Origin of the sequence: Actinomyces howellii (assembly GCF_900637165.1) — a bacterium.
Lineage (GTDB): Bacteria > Actinomycetota > Actinomycetes > Actinomycetales > Actinomycetaceae > Actinomyces > Actinomyces howellii.
Genome location: NZ_LR134350.1, coordinates 3,119,501 through 3,134,642, shown reverse-complemented (window position 1 = coordinate 3,134,642; position 15,142 = coordinate 3,119,501). Strand labels below are relative to the sequence as shown.

The 15,142-nt window shown below is 72.9% G+C and carries 10 protein-coding genes and 2 tRNA genes; 7 read left to right on the top strand and 5 right to left on the bottom strand.

All coding sequences use genetic code 11. The annotated features are described in order from the left end of the window. Positions 1-432: 432 nt before the first annotated feature. From EL245_RS13065 to EL245_RS13055, 3 genes are all read right to left on the bottom strand, one after another. Entirely contained in the window at positions 433-1,899 is a 1,467-nt protein-coding gene (locus tag EL245_RS13065) for a GTPase (protein WP_126383776.1), read from the bottom strand. Beyond that, on the bottom strand, positions 1,896-3,491 hold the full coding sequence (locus tag EL245_RS13060; RefSeq protein WP_126383774.1) for a GTPase domain-containing protein: 1,596 nt from the start codon (positions 3,489-3,491) through the stop codon (positions 1,896-1,898). Before EL245_RS13060 ends, EL245_RS13065 begins: the two co-directional genes overlap by 4 nt. A gap of 190 nt (positions 3,492-3,681) precedes the next feature. Further along, a complete protein-coding gene (locus tag EL245_RS13055) occupies positions 3,682-6,387 on the bottom strand; it encodes an ATP-binding cassette domain-containing protein (RefSeq protein ID WP_126383772.1) in 2,706 nt (901 codons plus the stop codon). A 140-nt stretch (positions 6,388-6,527) separates the two neighbouring features. Here EL245_RS13055 and EL245_RS13050 point away from each other — a divergent pair. The 3 genes from EL245_RS13050 (at position 6,528) to EL245_RS13040 (ending at position 7,626) form a co-directional block, all read left to right on the top strand. Then, positions 6,528-6,603: transfer RNA gene (locus tag EL245_RS13050), tRNA-Arg, on the top strand. 204 nt (positions 6,604-6,807) lie between these two features. Further along, positions 6,808-7,452: an oligoribonuclease gene (gene orn, locus EL245_RS13045; protein WP_126384584.1), complete on the top strand. Its 645-nt coding sequence runs from the start codon at positions 6,808-6,810 to the stop codon at positions 7,450-7,452. 98 nt (positions 7,453-7,550) lie between these two features. Further along, positions 7,551-7,626 (top strand) — tRNA-His (locus EL245_RS13040). Here the strand turns inward: EL245_RS13040 and EL245_RS13035 are convergent. Continuing rightward, complete coding sequence (locus tag EL245_RS13035; RefSeq protein WP_161512702.1) at positions 7,615-8,562, bottom strand: CPBP family intramembrane glutamic endopeptidase; 948 nt, start codon at positions 8,560-8,562, stop codon at positions 7,615-7,617. The genes EL245_RS13040 and EL245_RS13035 overlap by 12 nt on opposite strands. A 146-nt stretch (positions 8,563-8,708) precedes the next feature. Here EL245_RS13035 and EL245_RS13030 point away from each other — a divergent pair, with 146 nt between their 5' ends. The 3 genes from EL245_RS13030 (at position 8,709) to EL245_RS13020 (ending at position 11,595) form a co-directional block, all read left to right on the top strand. Then, a complete protein-coding gene (locus EL245_RS13030) occupies positions 8,709-9,953 on the top strand; it encodes a sensor histidine kinase (RefSeq protein WP_126383768.1) in 1,245 nt (414 codons plus the stop codon). Beyond that, a complete protein-coding gene (locus tag EL245_RS13025) occupies positions 9,950-10,618 on the top strand; it encodes a response regulator (RefSeq protein WP_126383766.1) in 669 nt (222 codons plus the stop codon). Before EL245_RS13030 ends, EL245_RS13025 begins: the two co-directional genes overlap by 4 nt. Before the next feature lie 110 nt (positions 10,619-10,728). Next, complete coding sequence (locus EL245_RS13020; RefSeq protein WP_126383764.1) at positions 10,729-11,595, top strand: polysaccharide deacetylase family protein; 867 nt, start codon at positions 10,729-10,731, stop codon at positions 11,593-11,595. Positions 11,596-11,682: 87 nt separating this feature from the next. Here EL245_RS13020 and cimA read toward each other — a convergent pair whose 3' ends face one another. Further along, positions 11,683-13,410, bottom strand: a complete 1,728-nt coding sequence (gene cimA, locus EL245_RS13015) for a citramalate synthase (RefSeq protein ID WP_126383762.1) — start codon at positions 13,408-13,410, stop codon at positions 11,683-11,685. A 404-nt stretch (positions 13,411-13,814) separates the two neighbouring features. On the opposite strand from cimA, the gene wecB reads away from it, so the two are divergent. Continuing rightward, positions 13,815-15,095: a non-hydrolyzing UDP-N-acetylglucosamine 2-epimerase gene (gene wecB, locus EL245_RS13010; protein WP_197719523.1), complete on the top strand. Its 1,281-nt coding sequence runs from the start codon at positions 13,815-13,817 to the stop codon at positions 15,093-15,095. Positions 15,096-15,142 lie beyond the last annotated feature (47 nt).

The following is a 15,142-nucleotide window of genomic DNA, read 5'->3' as shown; positions in this document are numbered from 1 at the left end:
ACCGCACGCCACGGGAGGGCCGCAGCCCTGTGGACGACCCCTGCACGAAGGCCGCTTGTGGAGCACCTCCACGCCCCAGGACCGGGGTGGTCCGGAGCGGACGGGGTGAGCGGGGTGGACCGGGGCGGTCCGGAGCGGACGGGGTGAGCGGGGTGGTCCGGGCGGGCCCGGGCACGGGGAGGCCAAGGACCGGCCGGCGGCGGGCTCGCGGCCGGCGGCCGGTTCAGAGCCAGCGGCCGGTTCGAGACCGGCGGCAGGCTCGCGGCCGGCGGCCGGTTCAGGGCCGGCGGCAGGCTCGCGGCCGGCGGCCGGTTCAGGGCCGGCGGCAGGCTCGCGGCCGGCGGCCGGTTCAGGGCCAGCGGCTGGCGGCGGGCTCGCGGCCGGTTCAGGGCCAGCGGCTGGCGGCGGGATCGCGGCCGGCTCGGGGCCGGATCAGTGCTGGGTGAGGGCCGTGCGCAGCATCGCGTGCCTGGCCAGGACCTCGTCTGCGGGCTCGGTCAGGCCCCGGGTCACGATCGAGCTGAGGCGGGCCCGGATCTGGTCGGCGTAGTGCTGCGCCTCCCGCTTGGCCCGGGCGCGGCGGGCCGATGCGGCCCACACGGCGAGGACCAGGCCGAGGACCAGCAGCACGATCGGGCCCACGAGCCCACCACCGCCGGTCAGGGCCAGGGCCGCCCACGCCAGGGAGGCCAGGACCGCGAGCAGTCCCCCCCACCAGGCCAGCTCGATGACCGGGGCGCGGTTGGAGGGCAGGGGGACCGAGCCGACGGCCTCGGCCGTCTGGGCGGCCAGGGCCTCGGGAACGGCCACGGCCTGCTCGACGCTGCGCAGCCAGACCTCGGGCAGTCCGTCGGTGGTCCGGCGCAGCCAGGTCGAGCGCACCGCCGCCACCGATGACCGCGAGGGCGGCTCGGGACGGGTGAGCGCCCGAGGCAGGGCCCGGGAGAGCCCGTCGCGCACGGAGTCCTCGACGGCCTGCGCCCCCGAGACGCGCACGAGGCTCGTCGTCGCCGCGGCGGCGACGTCGGGGTTGGTCGACACGGTGCGGGTGGCGGCCGTGCCGCGCAGTGTCCGGGCGATGTCGTCCATCCGGGCGCTGGCGGTGCGCGCCGCGTTGGACTCCCGGGCCACGCGCTCGCACAGGATGTCGCGCACGGCGCGCAGGTTGTCCCCGCGTACCGCGGAGACCGGCAGGACCCGGACGTCCTGGAGGCCGTCGGCGTCGAGCAGGGCGCGCACGTCGGCCAGCAGCCGGTCGGCGCCTCCCGAGGGGAGGGTGTCGACCTGGTTGACGAGGACGAGCATGTCCTCCTGCCGTGCGCCCAGGCCACGCAGGTACCCCTCGTGCAGCGCGGCGTCGGCGTACTTCTGCGGGTCGACGACCCAGACCAGGACGTCGGCCAGGGGCACGAGGCGGTCGACCTGGAGGGCGTGCTCGGTGGTCACCGAGTCGTAGTCGGGGACGTCGAGCAGGACGAGGCCGGCCAGGTCGTCCTGCTCGGAGGCGTCCAGGAGGGACTCGCGCCGGATGCGACGGTCCTCGCTGACGCCCAGGAAGTCCAGCAGCGCACGGGCGTCGTCGCCCCATGAGCAGGCTGCGGCCCGCGAGGTCGTGGGGCGGCGGGCGCCGACGTCGGCGAACTGAAGCTGGGTGAGGGCGTTGAACAGGGAGGACTTTCCTGATCCGGTGCCCCCGAACAGGGCCACGACGGTGTGGTCGACTCCCAGGGCGAGCCGCTCGGCGACCTCGTCGAGCCGTTCGTGGGCGGGGATGGACAGGCCGGCCGGCACCTCGGCGGGGCAGGAGCGCAGGGCGTGGCGCATCCGCTCGAGGCGCTCGTCGAGGTGGGCGGCGTCAAGGACGGGTCCGGTGCCCTTGGTCCGGATGATGGGGCTCATATGGTGGCTCCGTAACGAGTGAAGGGGGCGAGCTCACCGGCGCGCAGGCGCAGCGCGGCGGCGAGGGCAGGGTCTGGGGCGAGGCTGGCCGCGGCTCCGGTGGGGACCATCTGGGCCAGGGCCTGGGACATCTCCTCCGACAGGGCCCGGCGGGCCTCCTGGGCTGCGGGTCCCAGGCCGAGGCGCTCGGCGGACGCCCTCGCGCCCTCGATGCCGGCCGCGGCGGCGACGAGCAGGTCTCCGGCGGACTGGGGGGTCAGTCCCCTGGGCACCGTGGCGACGGCTCCGCCCTGGGCCCGGGCCCAGCGCGAGACGATGGCCGTGGCGTCCCCGGGGGCGGGCAGGAGCCGCGCAGCCCCGTCTCCGGCGCCGGCCTCCTGCCAGGTCCGGGCCGCCTGCTCGCCCAGGTGCTCCATGTCGGCACGGAGCTCGGCGGCCAGGGACTCGCAGGTGTCGGCGGCCAGGGCGGCCAGGGCCTCGGCCCTGGCCTTCGTCGCGCGTCCGAACCACCCGGACCTCAACGCCCCTCCCTGGGCGAGGGAAGCCAGGGGGCCGCCGGCACCGGCCAGCGTGAGCCACCGGGTCGTGGGCGCGCCCTGGGCGCGCGCGCCCCGCTCGATGTCGGCGGCGACGTGCGCGCTGGGCTCGAGGATCAGCTCCTGGGAGGCGGTCTCCAGGCGGACGGCCGCGTCGTGCTGAGCGTCGACGTCGTCGGCGAGGCGCTCGAGGTCGGTGCGCAGGGCGGTCCACACGCTGCGTCCGGTGCGTCGCACGAGGCCCGCTGCCCGGTGGCGCCCGGCCAGGGCGCTGAGCCAGTCACGCAGCTCGGCCACGGAGCGCTCAGGCAGCAGCCCCTCGTGGGGGCCGGCGTCGGGCACGACGAAGAAGGGGGACTCAGCCAGCCCCAGGGACTCGAGGCGCCCCAGCAGGTCGCGGCGGACCTCGGGCAGGATGGTGGCGGGCACCCGGTTGAGCACGACGCCGATCGGGGTCTGCCTGCTCGCGGCCGTCTCGAGCGTCGTCCAGGGCGTGTGGTCGCCGTAGCGGGCTGCGGTGGTCACGAAGAGCCACAGGTCGGCGGCCTCCAGGAGGCGGATCGCCAGTGCCCGGTTGGCCTCGTGGACCGAGTCGAGGTCCGAGGCGTCGATGACGGCAAGGCCCGCCGGCACGGCGGCCGAGGCCACGACCTGGCAGACCTCGGACACCGGGTGATCGGCCAGCGACTCCTGGTCCTCGGGGTTGAGCACGAGGACGGGGGTTCGGGTCGTGGGCCGCAGGACCCCGGCGTCGGAGACCTCTGTGCCGAGGACGGAGTTGACGAGCGTGGACTTCCCGGCGCCGGTCGACCCGCCCACGACGACGACGGCGGGCACGTCGGCGTCGGCCAGGCGGGGCAGGACGTGGTCGCGCAGCTGGCCGATGAGGCTCGAGCGCAGGCGGCGGGCGTCCTCGACACCAGGAGCCACGAGGCTCAGGTCGAGCCTGTCGAGGTCGTCCACGGTGTCGGTGAGGACAGCGAGGAGCTGGGCACGGCTCAGCGCGGAGACGGGGACCTCTTCTCCGGCGGCGTGCGAGGGCGTAGGAAGGGACATGGGACCCACCTTAGGGGTCTGAGGCGAGCGTTTCAGGCATTGACGGAGATCTGTCCCCGGGTCGGCGCAACCTGTGCGCCTCCGCCCCCGCCAGGGGCGGCCCCCGGGGCCGTCTCCGGTCGGTCCGACGGCGCGTCGGACCGACCGGAGACGGCTCGCCGGACGGGCGGAGGCTCCCCGGGAGGGCGGCTCAGCGGCGCCCTCTGCGGGCCAGGCCGATGTGGCACACGAGGAGGCAGACAGCGCCCAGCACCGTGAGGATGAGGAGGTTGAACAGCCACTGTCCCGCGGAGTGCTCCCACAGCTCGTCGACGCGGTAGGGGACGATCTGGTTCATGTCGACCGTCGAGGCGGCCATCGCGTAGCCCCAGCGCGAGGGCATGAACCAGGCCAGCTGCTCGAAGACCGCGCGCCCGGCGATGGGGATGACCCCTCCGGCCAGGACGAGCTGGGCCATGATCGTGACGACCAGGACGGGCATGACCTGCTCCGAGCTCGACACGAAGGCCGAGACGGCCAGTCCCAGCAGACCCGAGACGAAGGCGATGGCCCAGCAGCACACCGCCAGCTCCAGGCCGGGCGACCCCAGGACGACGGCGTCGGTGGGGGCCTTGTTGAGCGCGAGGGCGATCCCGACCATGAGGGCGGTCTGCACCGTGACGATGAGGGCGAGCATGATCGCCTTGGCCACCATGTAGGCGCCCGGCCTCAGGCCCACCGCCGTCTCCCGGAGGAACACGTCCCGCTCCCCCACCAGCTCGCGGATCGTCGCGGCCATCCCGGAGAAGGCGGCGCCGGTGACGAGGATGACGAGCAGCTCGAGGGCCTGCGTAGAGTAGGTGACGCAGGGCTGCTCGGGGGTGGGGGCCATGAGCTCGGGGACCGAGAACCCGCCGTCGCCCGCGATCGACTTGGTGAGCAGACCCATGATGACCGGCAGCAGGAGCATGAAGGCGAGGTAGGAGGGGTCCGCGGCGACGATGCGCATGTGGCGACGCACGAGCGTGGAGACCTGCCGGGCGGCGGACTGCTGGGGCGCCTGCTTGTCGTGGACCACCGCGTTGGTCTGGATCCTGCGGCCGTCACCGCGCCGGGTCGAGGGGACCGTCGCCTCGAGGTAGGAGCGCAGCTCCGCGGTGTGGTTGCGGATGAGCGCGTAGACGTCGGCGAAGCCCTCGATGACCACCGGGTCGGGGAACCCTCCCTTGGGGGCGTGGGTGACCAGGCGGCCCTGCGCGCCGAACTCGGCCAGGCGCTGCTGGAAGTAGGGGATGACCTGGCGCGGCGCGCCGAAGTAGACCGGCTTGCCCCCTGCGGCCAGGATAAGGACCTTGTCGGCCCGGTCGATGTGGTTCTCGTTGTGGGTGACGACCATGACGGTGCGCCCGGTGTCCCCCGGTCGGGTGCCGTGGGCCAGGGTGGCCAGCAGCTCCATGACGTCGCGGTCGAGCTGGGGGTCCAGGCCGGAGGTCGGCTCGTCGAGGAAGAGCAGCGAGGGGCGGGTCAGCAGCTCGATGGCGGTCGACACCCGCTTGCGCTGGCCCCCGGAGAGCTTCTTGACGCGCTTGTCGACGTGCTCGCTCAGGTCGAGGTCCTCGAGGACCTCGTCGATGCGCTGGCGGCGCTCGGCCTTGGAGACGTCCTTGGCGAAGCGCAGCTCGGCGGCGTACTCGAGGGTCTGGCGTACCGTGAGCGCCGAGTGGATGACGTCGTTCTGCGGCACGACGCCGATCTTGTTGCGCATGACCGGGTAGTGCTCGTAGACGTCGAGGCCGTCGAAGAGGACCTGGCCCTCCTGGGCCTTCTGCTCACCGGTCAGCGCCTTGAGCAGCGTCGACTTGCCCGCCCCGGAGGGGCCGACCACCGCGAGGAGCTCGTTGCCCGGCAGGGAGAAGGAGATCCCGTCGAGGAGCTTGAGCTTGCCGTCCATGACCGAGAAGGTCAGGTCGCGCCCGATGAGCTCGCCGCCTCCGGTGGCGACCTGGATCTCGCAGGTGCCGTCGGGGCTGATGACCACGAAGGTCGAGCCCATGCCGAAGGTGGTCGGCTCGGTCACGAGGTGGCTCTGGATGCGCTGCTGGCCCACGTACACGCCGTTGGTCGAGCGCAGGTCGGTCACGACGATCCCCTGCGGGGTCAGGTCGACCCGGGCGTGGTGGCCCGAGACCCGCGGGTCGTCGAGCCGCAGGTTGGCGTCGGGGGCGCGACCGATGATCCCCGAGCCGGTGATGCGCACCCTGCTGACGGTCCGGCGCGCCCCTGAGCCCGGTCCCGGGGCGGTCTGGGCCGGGTGGCCGGCCTGCGCGGCCGAGGGGGCCGAGATGATCGTGGCCACCGAGGACGCCTGCGGAGGCGATCCCGGGAACTGGGGCGCGCCCGCCTGGGGCGCGCCCGGCACCTGGCCGGGCACCTGGCTGGGGGTGTGAACGGTCTGCGCTGAGGCGGCCGATCCGTAGGCGGCCGGGGAGGGGCCCGAGGGCGCCACCTGGGTCGGGGGGACACCGGTGTGGTGGGCGGGGGGCTGTGGCGGCTGAGGAGCCGCGGCCCCCGGCCCGGGAGGCTGGGGCGCCCCGGGGGCGACCGGTGCGGCCGTCGGGGTGAAGTCGATGCCGGGGCCCGAGACGTTGGCCAGGTAGACCCGCGCGGGGGCGGTGATGAGGGCGCGACGCAGGTCCTGGCCGTTGACGATCATGCCGTTGGTGCGCGACACGCACTCGACGACCCAGCCCTCGGCGGTGGGCGTGACCCGCAGGTGCTCGCCCGAGACCGCGTTGCTGGAGGAGATGACGACGTCGCAGGTCGGTCGGCGCCCGACGGTGAACGCCGTCGTAAAGACCCTCGGGTGCTCGTAGGCCGGGGCGTTGGCGAGGCGAACGGCGAGTGCTGAAGGAGGCACGTCGGTCCTTTCGAACGGGACGGTGGCGTGGGAGCGCCGAAGTCGCGAGCCACGATACCGGCGCCCGGCGGGGCGCACGGCCCGATTCGCGTCGGCCGAGTGGGGACTTCTTCACCCCGTGCCGTAGGCTGGGGGCGCCCGCCTCCGTAGCTCAATGGATAGAGCATCGGCCTTCTAATCCGCAGGTTCCCGGTTCGAGTCCGGGCGGGGGCACCACGAGCGGCGGAATCCCGCCGATCCGCCCGATCCTGACCGGGTTCGTACCGTATGCGTCGCGATCGCACCCGCAGGGTACGACCCCGGTGCGCAAGGTACGAGGGCCAGGCCCTCCCTCCCCGCTCCGGGGGCGGGTGCCAGCTGGGTTCCCAGCGCCCCCGCCGTCGGGCCGATCGTCTAGACTGTGCGGTCGTGAGCCGACAGATCAGCACCTCCGACCCCCTTGTGTGGATCGACTGCGAGATGACCGGTCTCGACCTCGAGGCCGACGCGCTCATCGAGGTGGCCGTCGTCGTCACCGACTACGAGCTCAGGCCCCTGGGCGAGGGCCTCGACGTCGTCATCGCCCCGCCTGCGGCCGCCCTGGAGCAGATGGAGGACTTCGTGCGGCAGATGCACACCTCCTCGGGCCTGCTCGACCAGCTCGGGCAGGGTCTGAGCCTCGAGGAGGCCCAGGCCCGCGTGCTCGACCACGTCCGCGAGCTCGTGCCCACCCCGCGCACCGCCCAGCTGGCAGGCAACTCGGTGGGGACCGACAAGTCCTTCCTCGTGCGTGACATGCCCGAGCTCGTCGATCACCTCCACTACCGGGTCGTCGACGTGTCCTCCATCAAGGAGCTGGCCAAGCGCTGGTACCCGCGCACCTTCTTCCACTCCCCCGCCAAGCAGGGTGGCCACCGCGCGCTGGCGGACATCCTGGAGTCGATCGACGAGCTGCGCTACTACCGTCGCGTCCTCTTCCCCGTCGGCGAGGGGCCCACGAGCGAGGAGTGCAAGGCTGTGGCCGCCGAGATCCTGGCCGCCCCCACCACCGCCCAGGCCAGCGAGCCGCGGTGCACGAGCGCCTGACGGACCCTCCAAGCACGTGACACAGCACACGGGAAGCGGATTGGTGCGGGCAGGAGCGAGCCGATAAAGTACCGCTCGTTGCGGCGATGCCGCACGTGGTGGCTGTAGCTCAGTCGGCAGAGCGCTTGGTTGTGGTCCAAGAGGTCGCGGGTTCAATCCCCGTCAGCCACCCCACCCGGACACGGTCCGACCCGCGGTGCGAGTCACCGCTCGATCACCTCGTCGAACCCCGTCCACCACCCAGCAGGCCACGAACACGATCCCCATCGCGGCGCCGAGGACGGCGACAGAGGCCTGGTCCTGACCTTCTGGAATCCAGATCGACAGGGTCCGGTTGACGATGTGCATGCCACCGTGGAAGCCTGCCGCTGCCCACAGCGAGCCGGTCAGCACCCGGAGCCCGGCGCAGGCCAGGCCGAGTCCCATCGCCATGAGGACGTAGACGAGCTTGGAGACCCAGGTGCCTCCGGAGCCGATCGACACGAGGTGCATCGAGCCGAAGCCGACGGAGCCGATGACGGCCGCGGTCCACGGGCGGAGCCGCTCCGCGACGGTGGTCTGGAAGTAGCCGCGCCACAGCATCTCCTCGGGGACGCCCTGGAGGAGGACGGAGACGCCGATCATGAGCACGATGCCGATCAGCCACTCGCTCAGTGGCTGCGGCGGCACGGACTGGATGCTCGCGCGCCCCGACAGCAGAGAGACCGCCCGCGCGGCGGCGACGGCCAGGGTCGCGGCCAGCAGGCCGAGTCCGAAGGAGCCCAGGGCGCGTCCGCCGTCCCAGCCGGCTGCGAGGTACCCGGAGCGGTCGCCCTCGAAGAAGCGCCTGAGCCCCCAGGCGAGGAGGGTTCCGGCCGCGCAGACGACGGCGAAGACCGTCATGCTCCCGGCGGGGCTGTCGGCCGAGGGGCCAAGAGCCGCCGCGGTGCCGATGGCGGCCCCGAAGGAGGCGCCGGTCATCGCGAGAACGGTGAGCAGCACCCGCACGGAGACTGCGAGCGGGAGGTTGCGGGCCCGGGCGAAGCGCGGGGCACGAGGAGGAGGCGTGCTCCGGGGCGGCTGCGTCGTCTGGGTCGTCGTCTGGGTCGTCGTGGGCGTGTGCGTCATCATGATGACGACGCTACGAAGCGGCGCAGCCGGGCTCATCGCCCGTGCGTCACGGTCGAGGTCATGATCTGCGGGCCGGGCATGACGATCGTCATGCGTGACCTTCGGTCGATGGTGGGCGCAGCCGTCCGTGCCCTAGGGTCGGGAGCATGCCGAGGATCGTGACGCTGCTGGTGGGTGGGGGCCGGGACGGTGACCGGCCCTGGCTGGCGACACTCACGTTCTGGGCGGGCATCGTCGCCAGCTGGACCGCTCGGGTACCGCCCATGGGCGACCATCCCCTGTTGCTGCCGGAGTGGCTTCTGCTGGTCGTCACCGTGGTCATGGTCCTGGTGTGGACCCGACTGGGATGGACGGCGCGCCGGGATCGCCACGTGTGGGCCGTCGTCTTCGCGACGGGGGCGATCGGGTTCGGTATCGCCGACGGCAGCGGCAACAGCGCCTTCGTGCTCGTGGTCGCACTGGCTAACGTGACGATGGTGGCCGGGACCGCGACCGGCGTCGCCTCCGCCGCCGGGCTGGTGGCGACGGTCTTCGTGGCCGTGCCGCTCGTCTTCGACAAGTCGTGGTCGGACTCGGGTGACCAGGCGCTGGGCCTGTCCGGTTTCGCGGTGGCGACGATCGCGGTGGCACAGGTGCTGGGCAGTGAGCGTCGGAGCGCCGTCACAGCACAGCGGCTGCTCGGTGAGGTCGAGTCGGCTCACGCCGAGCTCGTGGCCTCCCACGCGGAACTGGAGAGCGCCCACGCGGCGCTGCGTCACCACAGCGAGCAGGAGCAGGAGCTGGCCGTGGCCAACGAGCGGGCCCGTCTGGCGCGGGAGGTGCACGACGCGGTGGGCCACCACCTCACGGTCGCTCAGCTCAACCTCACCTACGCCCAGCGCCTGCGGGCCATCGACGAGGAGACCGCCTGGGCGGAGGTCGCGGACGCCCGGTCCACGGTCGCCACGGCTCTACGAGAGGTGCGGCGGGCGGTCCGGGCGATGGGCCCTGCGCCGTTGGTTGAGCGCACGCTCTGCACGGCGCTCAGTCGCCTGTCCCGGACATTCGACGGCACGGGGCTTGAGGTGACCTTCGCCGTCGAGGGTCCGGCGCGGGCACTGCCCGCGCACGTCGACCTGACCCTGTACCGGGTGGCCGAGGAGGCGCTGACCAACGCGGCCCGGCACGCGCAGGAGGCGACTCGGGCCGATGTGCTGCTCACCTACGAGCCGGACCGCGTCACGCTCAGCGTGCACGACGACGGCAGGCTCGACAGCCCGATCACCCCCGGCTTCGGGCTCGACGGCGCCAGACGCCGGCTGCTCGAGGTCGGTGGGGTCCTGGAGGTCTCCCGGGCCGAGCACGACGGGCTCCTGCTGACCGCGCGCGTCCCGGCGGACGTGGTCTCATGACCGCGCCGATCCGCGTGCTGCTGGTCGACGATCAGGCCCTGGTGCGTCACGGTCTCAGGAGGCTGCTCGAGCTGGAGAACGAGGTCTTGGTCGTCGGAGAGGCAGGAGACGGCGCGGAGGCGCTCGAGCTCGTCCGCGGCGGACTGGAGGTCGATATCGCCCTCGTGGACGCGCGGATGCCGGTCATGGACGGACCGACGCTGGTGGCCAGGCTCTGCGCCGAGCATCCGGAGGTGTCCACCCTGCTCCTGACCACCTTCGACGAGGACGAGCTGGTCCTCAGCAGCCTTGCGGCTGGTGCCGGAGGCTTCCTACTCAAGGACGTCGAACCGGAGGACCTCGTCCAGGCGATCCGGTCGGTGCGCGCCCGCACCATGGTGATCGACGAGCACGTCGCACCCCGCCTGGTCGCACGGATCACCCAGGACCCGCCCGCCGTCGGCCGGCGCCCGGTGCTCACATCCCCGGCGGGACCGCCAGGTGCTCCCGAGCTGACCCCCCGCGAGCTGGAGATCGCGGGCATGGTCGCCCAGGGCGCGTCCAACCGGGAGATCGCCGAGGCGCTCTACCTGACCGAGGGCACGGTCAAGAACCATGTCTCCTCGGCGCTGCGCAAGCTCGGGCTGCGCGACCGGACCCAGCTCGCGCTCGCGCTCCGGCGGTGAGTCCCAGTGCCGGGAGACGTTCCTGTCGGTCCGGCCCGCCCCGCGACGGGGGCGCCCACCGCATGAGACCCTCGGTCCACAGCAACCTGGACCGACCGGAGGAACGACCCGTGCACCGACGTGACTTCATGCTCCTGCTCGCCGCGGGCACCGCCGGGGCCCTCGCCTCCTGCTCGACGGGCCAGGGCCAGGCGAGCACGTCGACGAGCGCGCCTGTCAGCACGCCCGCCACGTCTACCTCCGGGCCCTCTCCCACCATGACGCCGTCGGCCTCCCCGACTCCCACCCGCAGCCCCCTGTGGCTCCAGGACGGTGCGCCCGAGCTGCCCCCGCCCAGCCCGCCCGAGGGGATCATCACCGGACTGCCCGAAGGGGTCGGCGACGTCGTCGCCCTGACGATCGACGACGGGGCGGACGCCTCGGTCATCGACGCCTACCTCGACTTCGCCGTCGACTCCGGGGTGCGCCTCACCTTCTTCGTCACCGGCCAGTACCCCGGGTGGACCGAGTGCCGCGACAAGATGCTGCCCCTGGTCGACTCCGGGCAGGTCCAGCTGGCCAACCACACGTGGACCCACGCGGGACTGACCGACATCTCGGACTCCCAGATCGTCTCCGAGCTCACCCAGTGCGAGCAGCTGCTCACCACCACCTTCGGGGTGACCGGCACCCCCTTCGTCCGCCCGCCCTACGGGTACCGCTCGGAGCGCACCGACGCGGTGTGCGCCTCGATCGGCTACTCGACGACCGCCCTGTGGTACGGCTCCTTCGGTGACTCCGGCCTGCTCACCCAGGAGGTGCTCCTCGGTGAGGCGCGCACCTGGCTCCAGGCCGGTCACATCGTCCTGGGTCACGCCAACGCCCCGACCGTCACCGAGCTCTACGGCCAGATCGTCGAGATCCTCCGGGAACGCTCCTTGCGGACCGTCACCCTCGACGACGTCTACTTCGGTCCGGGCCACGACCGCCACGTGTGACCCCCACGCGCGTTCCTGGGGCGGGACCGGTCAGGCGGGCCCCGGCCCGGTCAGGCGGGCCCCGGCCCGGTCAGGCGGGCCCCGGCCTCACCTGGGCTCGACGCCGCGGCGCAGGAGCCCCACGACATGCCCCTCGGTGAGGGCCTCCCAGGAGGCCTCGATGACGTCGGTGCCCACGCCGACGGTCGACCAGGTCTGCTCGCCGTCGGTGATGTCGATGAGGACCCGCACGATGGAGCGGGTGCCCCGCTCGGCGTCGAGGATGCGGACCTTGTAGTCGGTCAGCTCGAAGTCGTCGATCTCCGGGTAGACGTGGACGAGGGCCTCGCACAGGGCGTGGTCGAGGGCGTTGACCGGGCCGTTGCCCTCCCCCAGGGTGGCGAAGCGCTCCCCGCCCGCCCACAGGCGCACCGTCGCCTCGGCCTCGGTGATCGTCGTGCCGTCGGTGGCCAGGGCGGTCTGCCCCGGCCGGGGACGGGCCTGGATGGAGGCGCGCCAGGACTCGACGCGGAAGTACTCGGGCAGGTCCTGGCGGGCCGAGCGCAGGAGCAGCTCGAAGGAGCCGTCAGCCGCGTCGTAGGCGTAGCCGGCTGCCTCGCGCGCCTTGACCGCCTCGGTCACCCGCCCGAGCAGCTCGGGGTCCCCGCCGGTGTCGATGCCCAGCTCGCGGGCCTTGAGCTCGACCGAGGCGCGCCCGGCCATCTCCGAGACGAGCATCGTCATCGTGTTGCCCACGCGGGCGGGGTCGATGTGCTGGTAGAGGTCCGGGTTGACGCGGATCGCCGAGGCGTGCAGCCCGGCCTTGTGGGCGAAGGCCTTGGCCCCCACGTAAGGCAGTCGGCCCGAGGGAGCGCGGTTGGCGATCTCGCCGATGGTGCGCGAGACGGTCGACAAGGTGGCCAGCCGGTGGGCGCGCTCCTCCTCGTCCCCGGGCAGCACCGCCCAGTCGGTCTTGAGCTCGAGGTTGGCCACGAGGGTGAGGAGGTTGGCGTTGCCGGTGCGCTCACCGAAGCCGTTGACGCAGCCCTGGACCTGCCTGGCCCCGGCCTCGACGGCGGCCAGCGCGCAGGCCACGGCCAGCCCGGAGTCGTCGTGGGTGTGAATGCCCACGGTGCACTCCGTCAAGCCGGCGAGGTCCAGGCTCGTGCGCAACAGCTCGACGTCGCGGGCCACGGCACCGGGAAGTGAGCCGCCGTTGGTGTCGCAGGGCACGACGGCGTGGGCGCCGGCCAGGGCCGCGGTCAGTGCCACGGCCACCGGGTAGGGCACCGGCCCCGCTGCCGGTGACGAGCCTGCCGACCGAGCGACCGCGTAGGTGGGCTGACCGGGCGCGGTGGCGTGGCGCAGCCCGTCGAAGAAGTGCTCGAGGTCGACCATGACCTCCCGGCCCTCGGCACGCAGGACCTCGACGGTCTCACGCACCATGCGCAGGTTCTCCTCCGGCGTCGTCCTCAGGGCGCTCGTCACGTGCACGGGATCGGACTTGGCCACGACCGTGACGACCGGGGCCTGGGAGTCGATCAGCGCGCGGACCTGCTCGTCGTCGCGGGCCGCCACACCCGCCCGGCAGGTCGACCCGAAGGCCACGAGCCGGGCGGCCCCCAGGTCGAGCTCGGTGCGGGCCCGGGAGAAGAACTCGGTGTCCTTGGGGATGGCGCCGGGCCACCCGGCCTCGATGTAGGCCACGCCCAGCTGGTCGAGGATGCGAGCCACCGCCAGCTTGTCCGCCACCGTGAAGGCCACGGACTGCTGCTGCGCCCCGTCGCGCAGGGTCGTGTCGTAGGCGGCGATCCTCGCCTGCCGGGCCTTGGCCATGCCGCCCTCCTGGGGTCGTGCCGTCGCGTGCCGGGCACAGTGTGGCACACCGAGGCCCCGGTGGCCCCCGCGATACCGAACACGTCACCTTGAGCCCGACTACCCCGGTCAAAGCGACGTGCTCGGGACCAAGGTGACGTGTTCGACGGCGGGCCGCCTCCCCGCCACCGGCGCCCGCACCGTCCTCACAGGTATCGCTCCCTCGCACCCCGCATGCGAAGGTGTTGGACGTCACAGATGCGTCTCAGTGCCCTCCTGCGTCCCGCACGAGAAGCCTGAGCGCCCTCGGAGAGGGTGAGAATGACCGGGCCGCCCCAGCGGTCCCCCAGTCCTCATCACTGTGAACCACTGTGAACCACTGCTTCCCCATTCCCGAGGTGTCCCCCGTGCCGTCGAAGAACATCATGGTCGTCTACGGAACCCGCCCGGAGGGCATCAAGCTCGCTCCGGTCGTCGCGGCCCTGCGCGAGCACGACACGCTGAGCGCGACCACCGTCGTCACCGGCCAGCACCGCGAGATGCTCGATCAGGTCAACGAGATCTTCGGCATCGTCCCCGACGTCGACCTCGACCTCTTCGCACCGGGCCAGTCGCCCACTACCCTGACCGCCAGGATCCTGTCCCGGCTCGAGCCCGTGCTGACGACCCTGTCCCCCGACGCCGTCGTCGTCCAGGGGGACACGACGAGCGTCGCCGCCGCAGCCCTGGCCGCCTTCCACCAGAGGATCCCGGTGGTCCACCTCGAGGTCGGGCTGCGCTCCGGGAGCATCCTGTCGCCCTTCCCCGAGGAGGCCAACCGCAGGCTGACCTCGCAGATCGCCTCCCTCCACCTGGCTCCCACGCCCTCGGCGATGGCCAACCTCCTGCGCGAGGGCGTGAGCCTCGAGTCGATCGCCGTGACGGGCAACACCGTGATCGATGCGCTCCTGCACGCCCGCTCCAAGCGCGTCACCCCCGAGGACCCCAGGATCCGCGCCGCCCTCGCCCAGCGCAGGCCGATCATCCTGGTCACGACGCACCGGCGCGAGAACTGGGGCGAGGCCTGCGTCGCCCTGGGGCGGGCGCTGCGTCGGCTGACGACGACGTACCCCGACCACCTCGTCATCCTCCCGGCGCACCGCAACCCGGTGGTCCGTCAGTCCCTCCTGCCCCAGGTCGAGGGGACCGACAACGTCGTGGTCTGCGAGCCCCTGGCCTACGGGGAGTTCATCCGCGTCATGGACGCCGCCCGGATCGTGCTCACCGACTCCGGCGGCATCCAGGAGGAGGCTCCCTCCCTGGGCAAGCCCGTGCTCGTCATGCGCGAGAACACCGAGCGCCCCGAGGCGGTGGCCACCGGGACCGTGCGCCTCATCGGCACCCAGGAGGACCGGATCGTCGCGGAGGTCTCTGCGCTCATCGACTCCCCCGCGCTCTACGAGGACATGGCCCGAGCCGTCAACCCCTACGGCGACGGCATGGCGGCCCACCGCTCGGTGGCGGCCATCGCCGAGCTCCTCGGTGTGGGAGAGCGCCTCCCGGACTTCAGCGCCCCGCGCGGCCGCTCGACCACGGTACCCACGGTCGCCCAGGTGCCCCAGGTACCCACGGCGGCCCAGGTACCCACGGTGGCCCAGGTACCCACGGTGGCCCAGGTACCCCAGGTACCCACGGTCGCCCCGGTGACCCAGGCGGTCCTGCCGTGAGCCGGCCGGGCCCCGTCCCGGCGCCAGCCGGCGCCCACCGGCCAGGA

Bases quoted from the DNA above. Each gene is read 5' to 3' on its own strand.
- EL245_RS13030 (WP_126383768.1), top strand. From the start codon at position 8,709: ATGCCGAGGATCGTGACGCTGCTGGTGGGTGGGGGCCGGGACGGTGAC.
- cimA (WP_126383762.1), bottom strand. From the start codon at position 13,410: ATGGCCAAGGCCCGGCAGGCGAGGATCGCCGCCTACGACACGACCCTG.
- EL245_RS13025 (WP_126383766.1), top strand. From the start codon at position 9,950: ATGACCGCGCCGATCCGCGTGCTGCTGGTCGACGATCAGGCCCTGGTG.
- EL245_RS13065 (WP_126383776.1), bottom strand. From the start codon at position 1,899: ATGAGCCCCATCATCCGGACCAAGGGCACCGGACCCGTCCTTGACGCC.
- EL245_RS13060 (WP_126383774.1), bottom strand. From the start codon at position 3,491: ATGTCCCTTCCTACGCCCTCGCACGCCGCCGGAGAAGAGGTCCCCGTC.
- EL245_RS13035 (WP_161512702.1), bottom strand. From the start codon at position 8,562: ATGATGACGCACACGCCCACGACGACCCAGACGACGACCCAGACGACG.
- wecB (WP_197719523.1), top strand. From the start codon at position 13,815: ATGGTCGTCTACGGAACCCGCCCGGAGGGCATCAAGCTCGCTCCGGTC.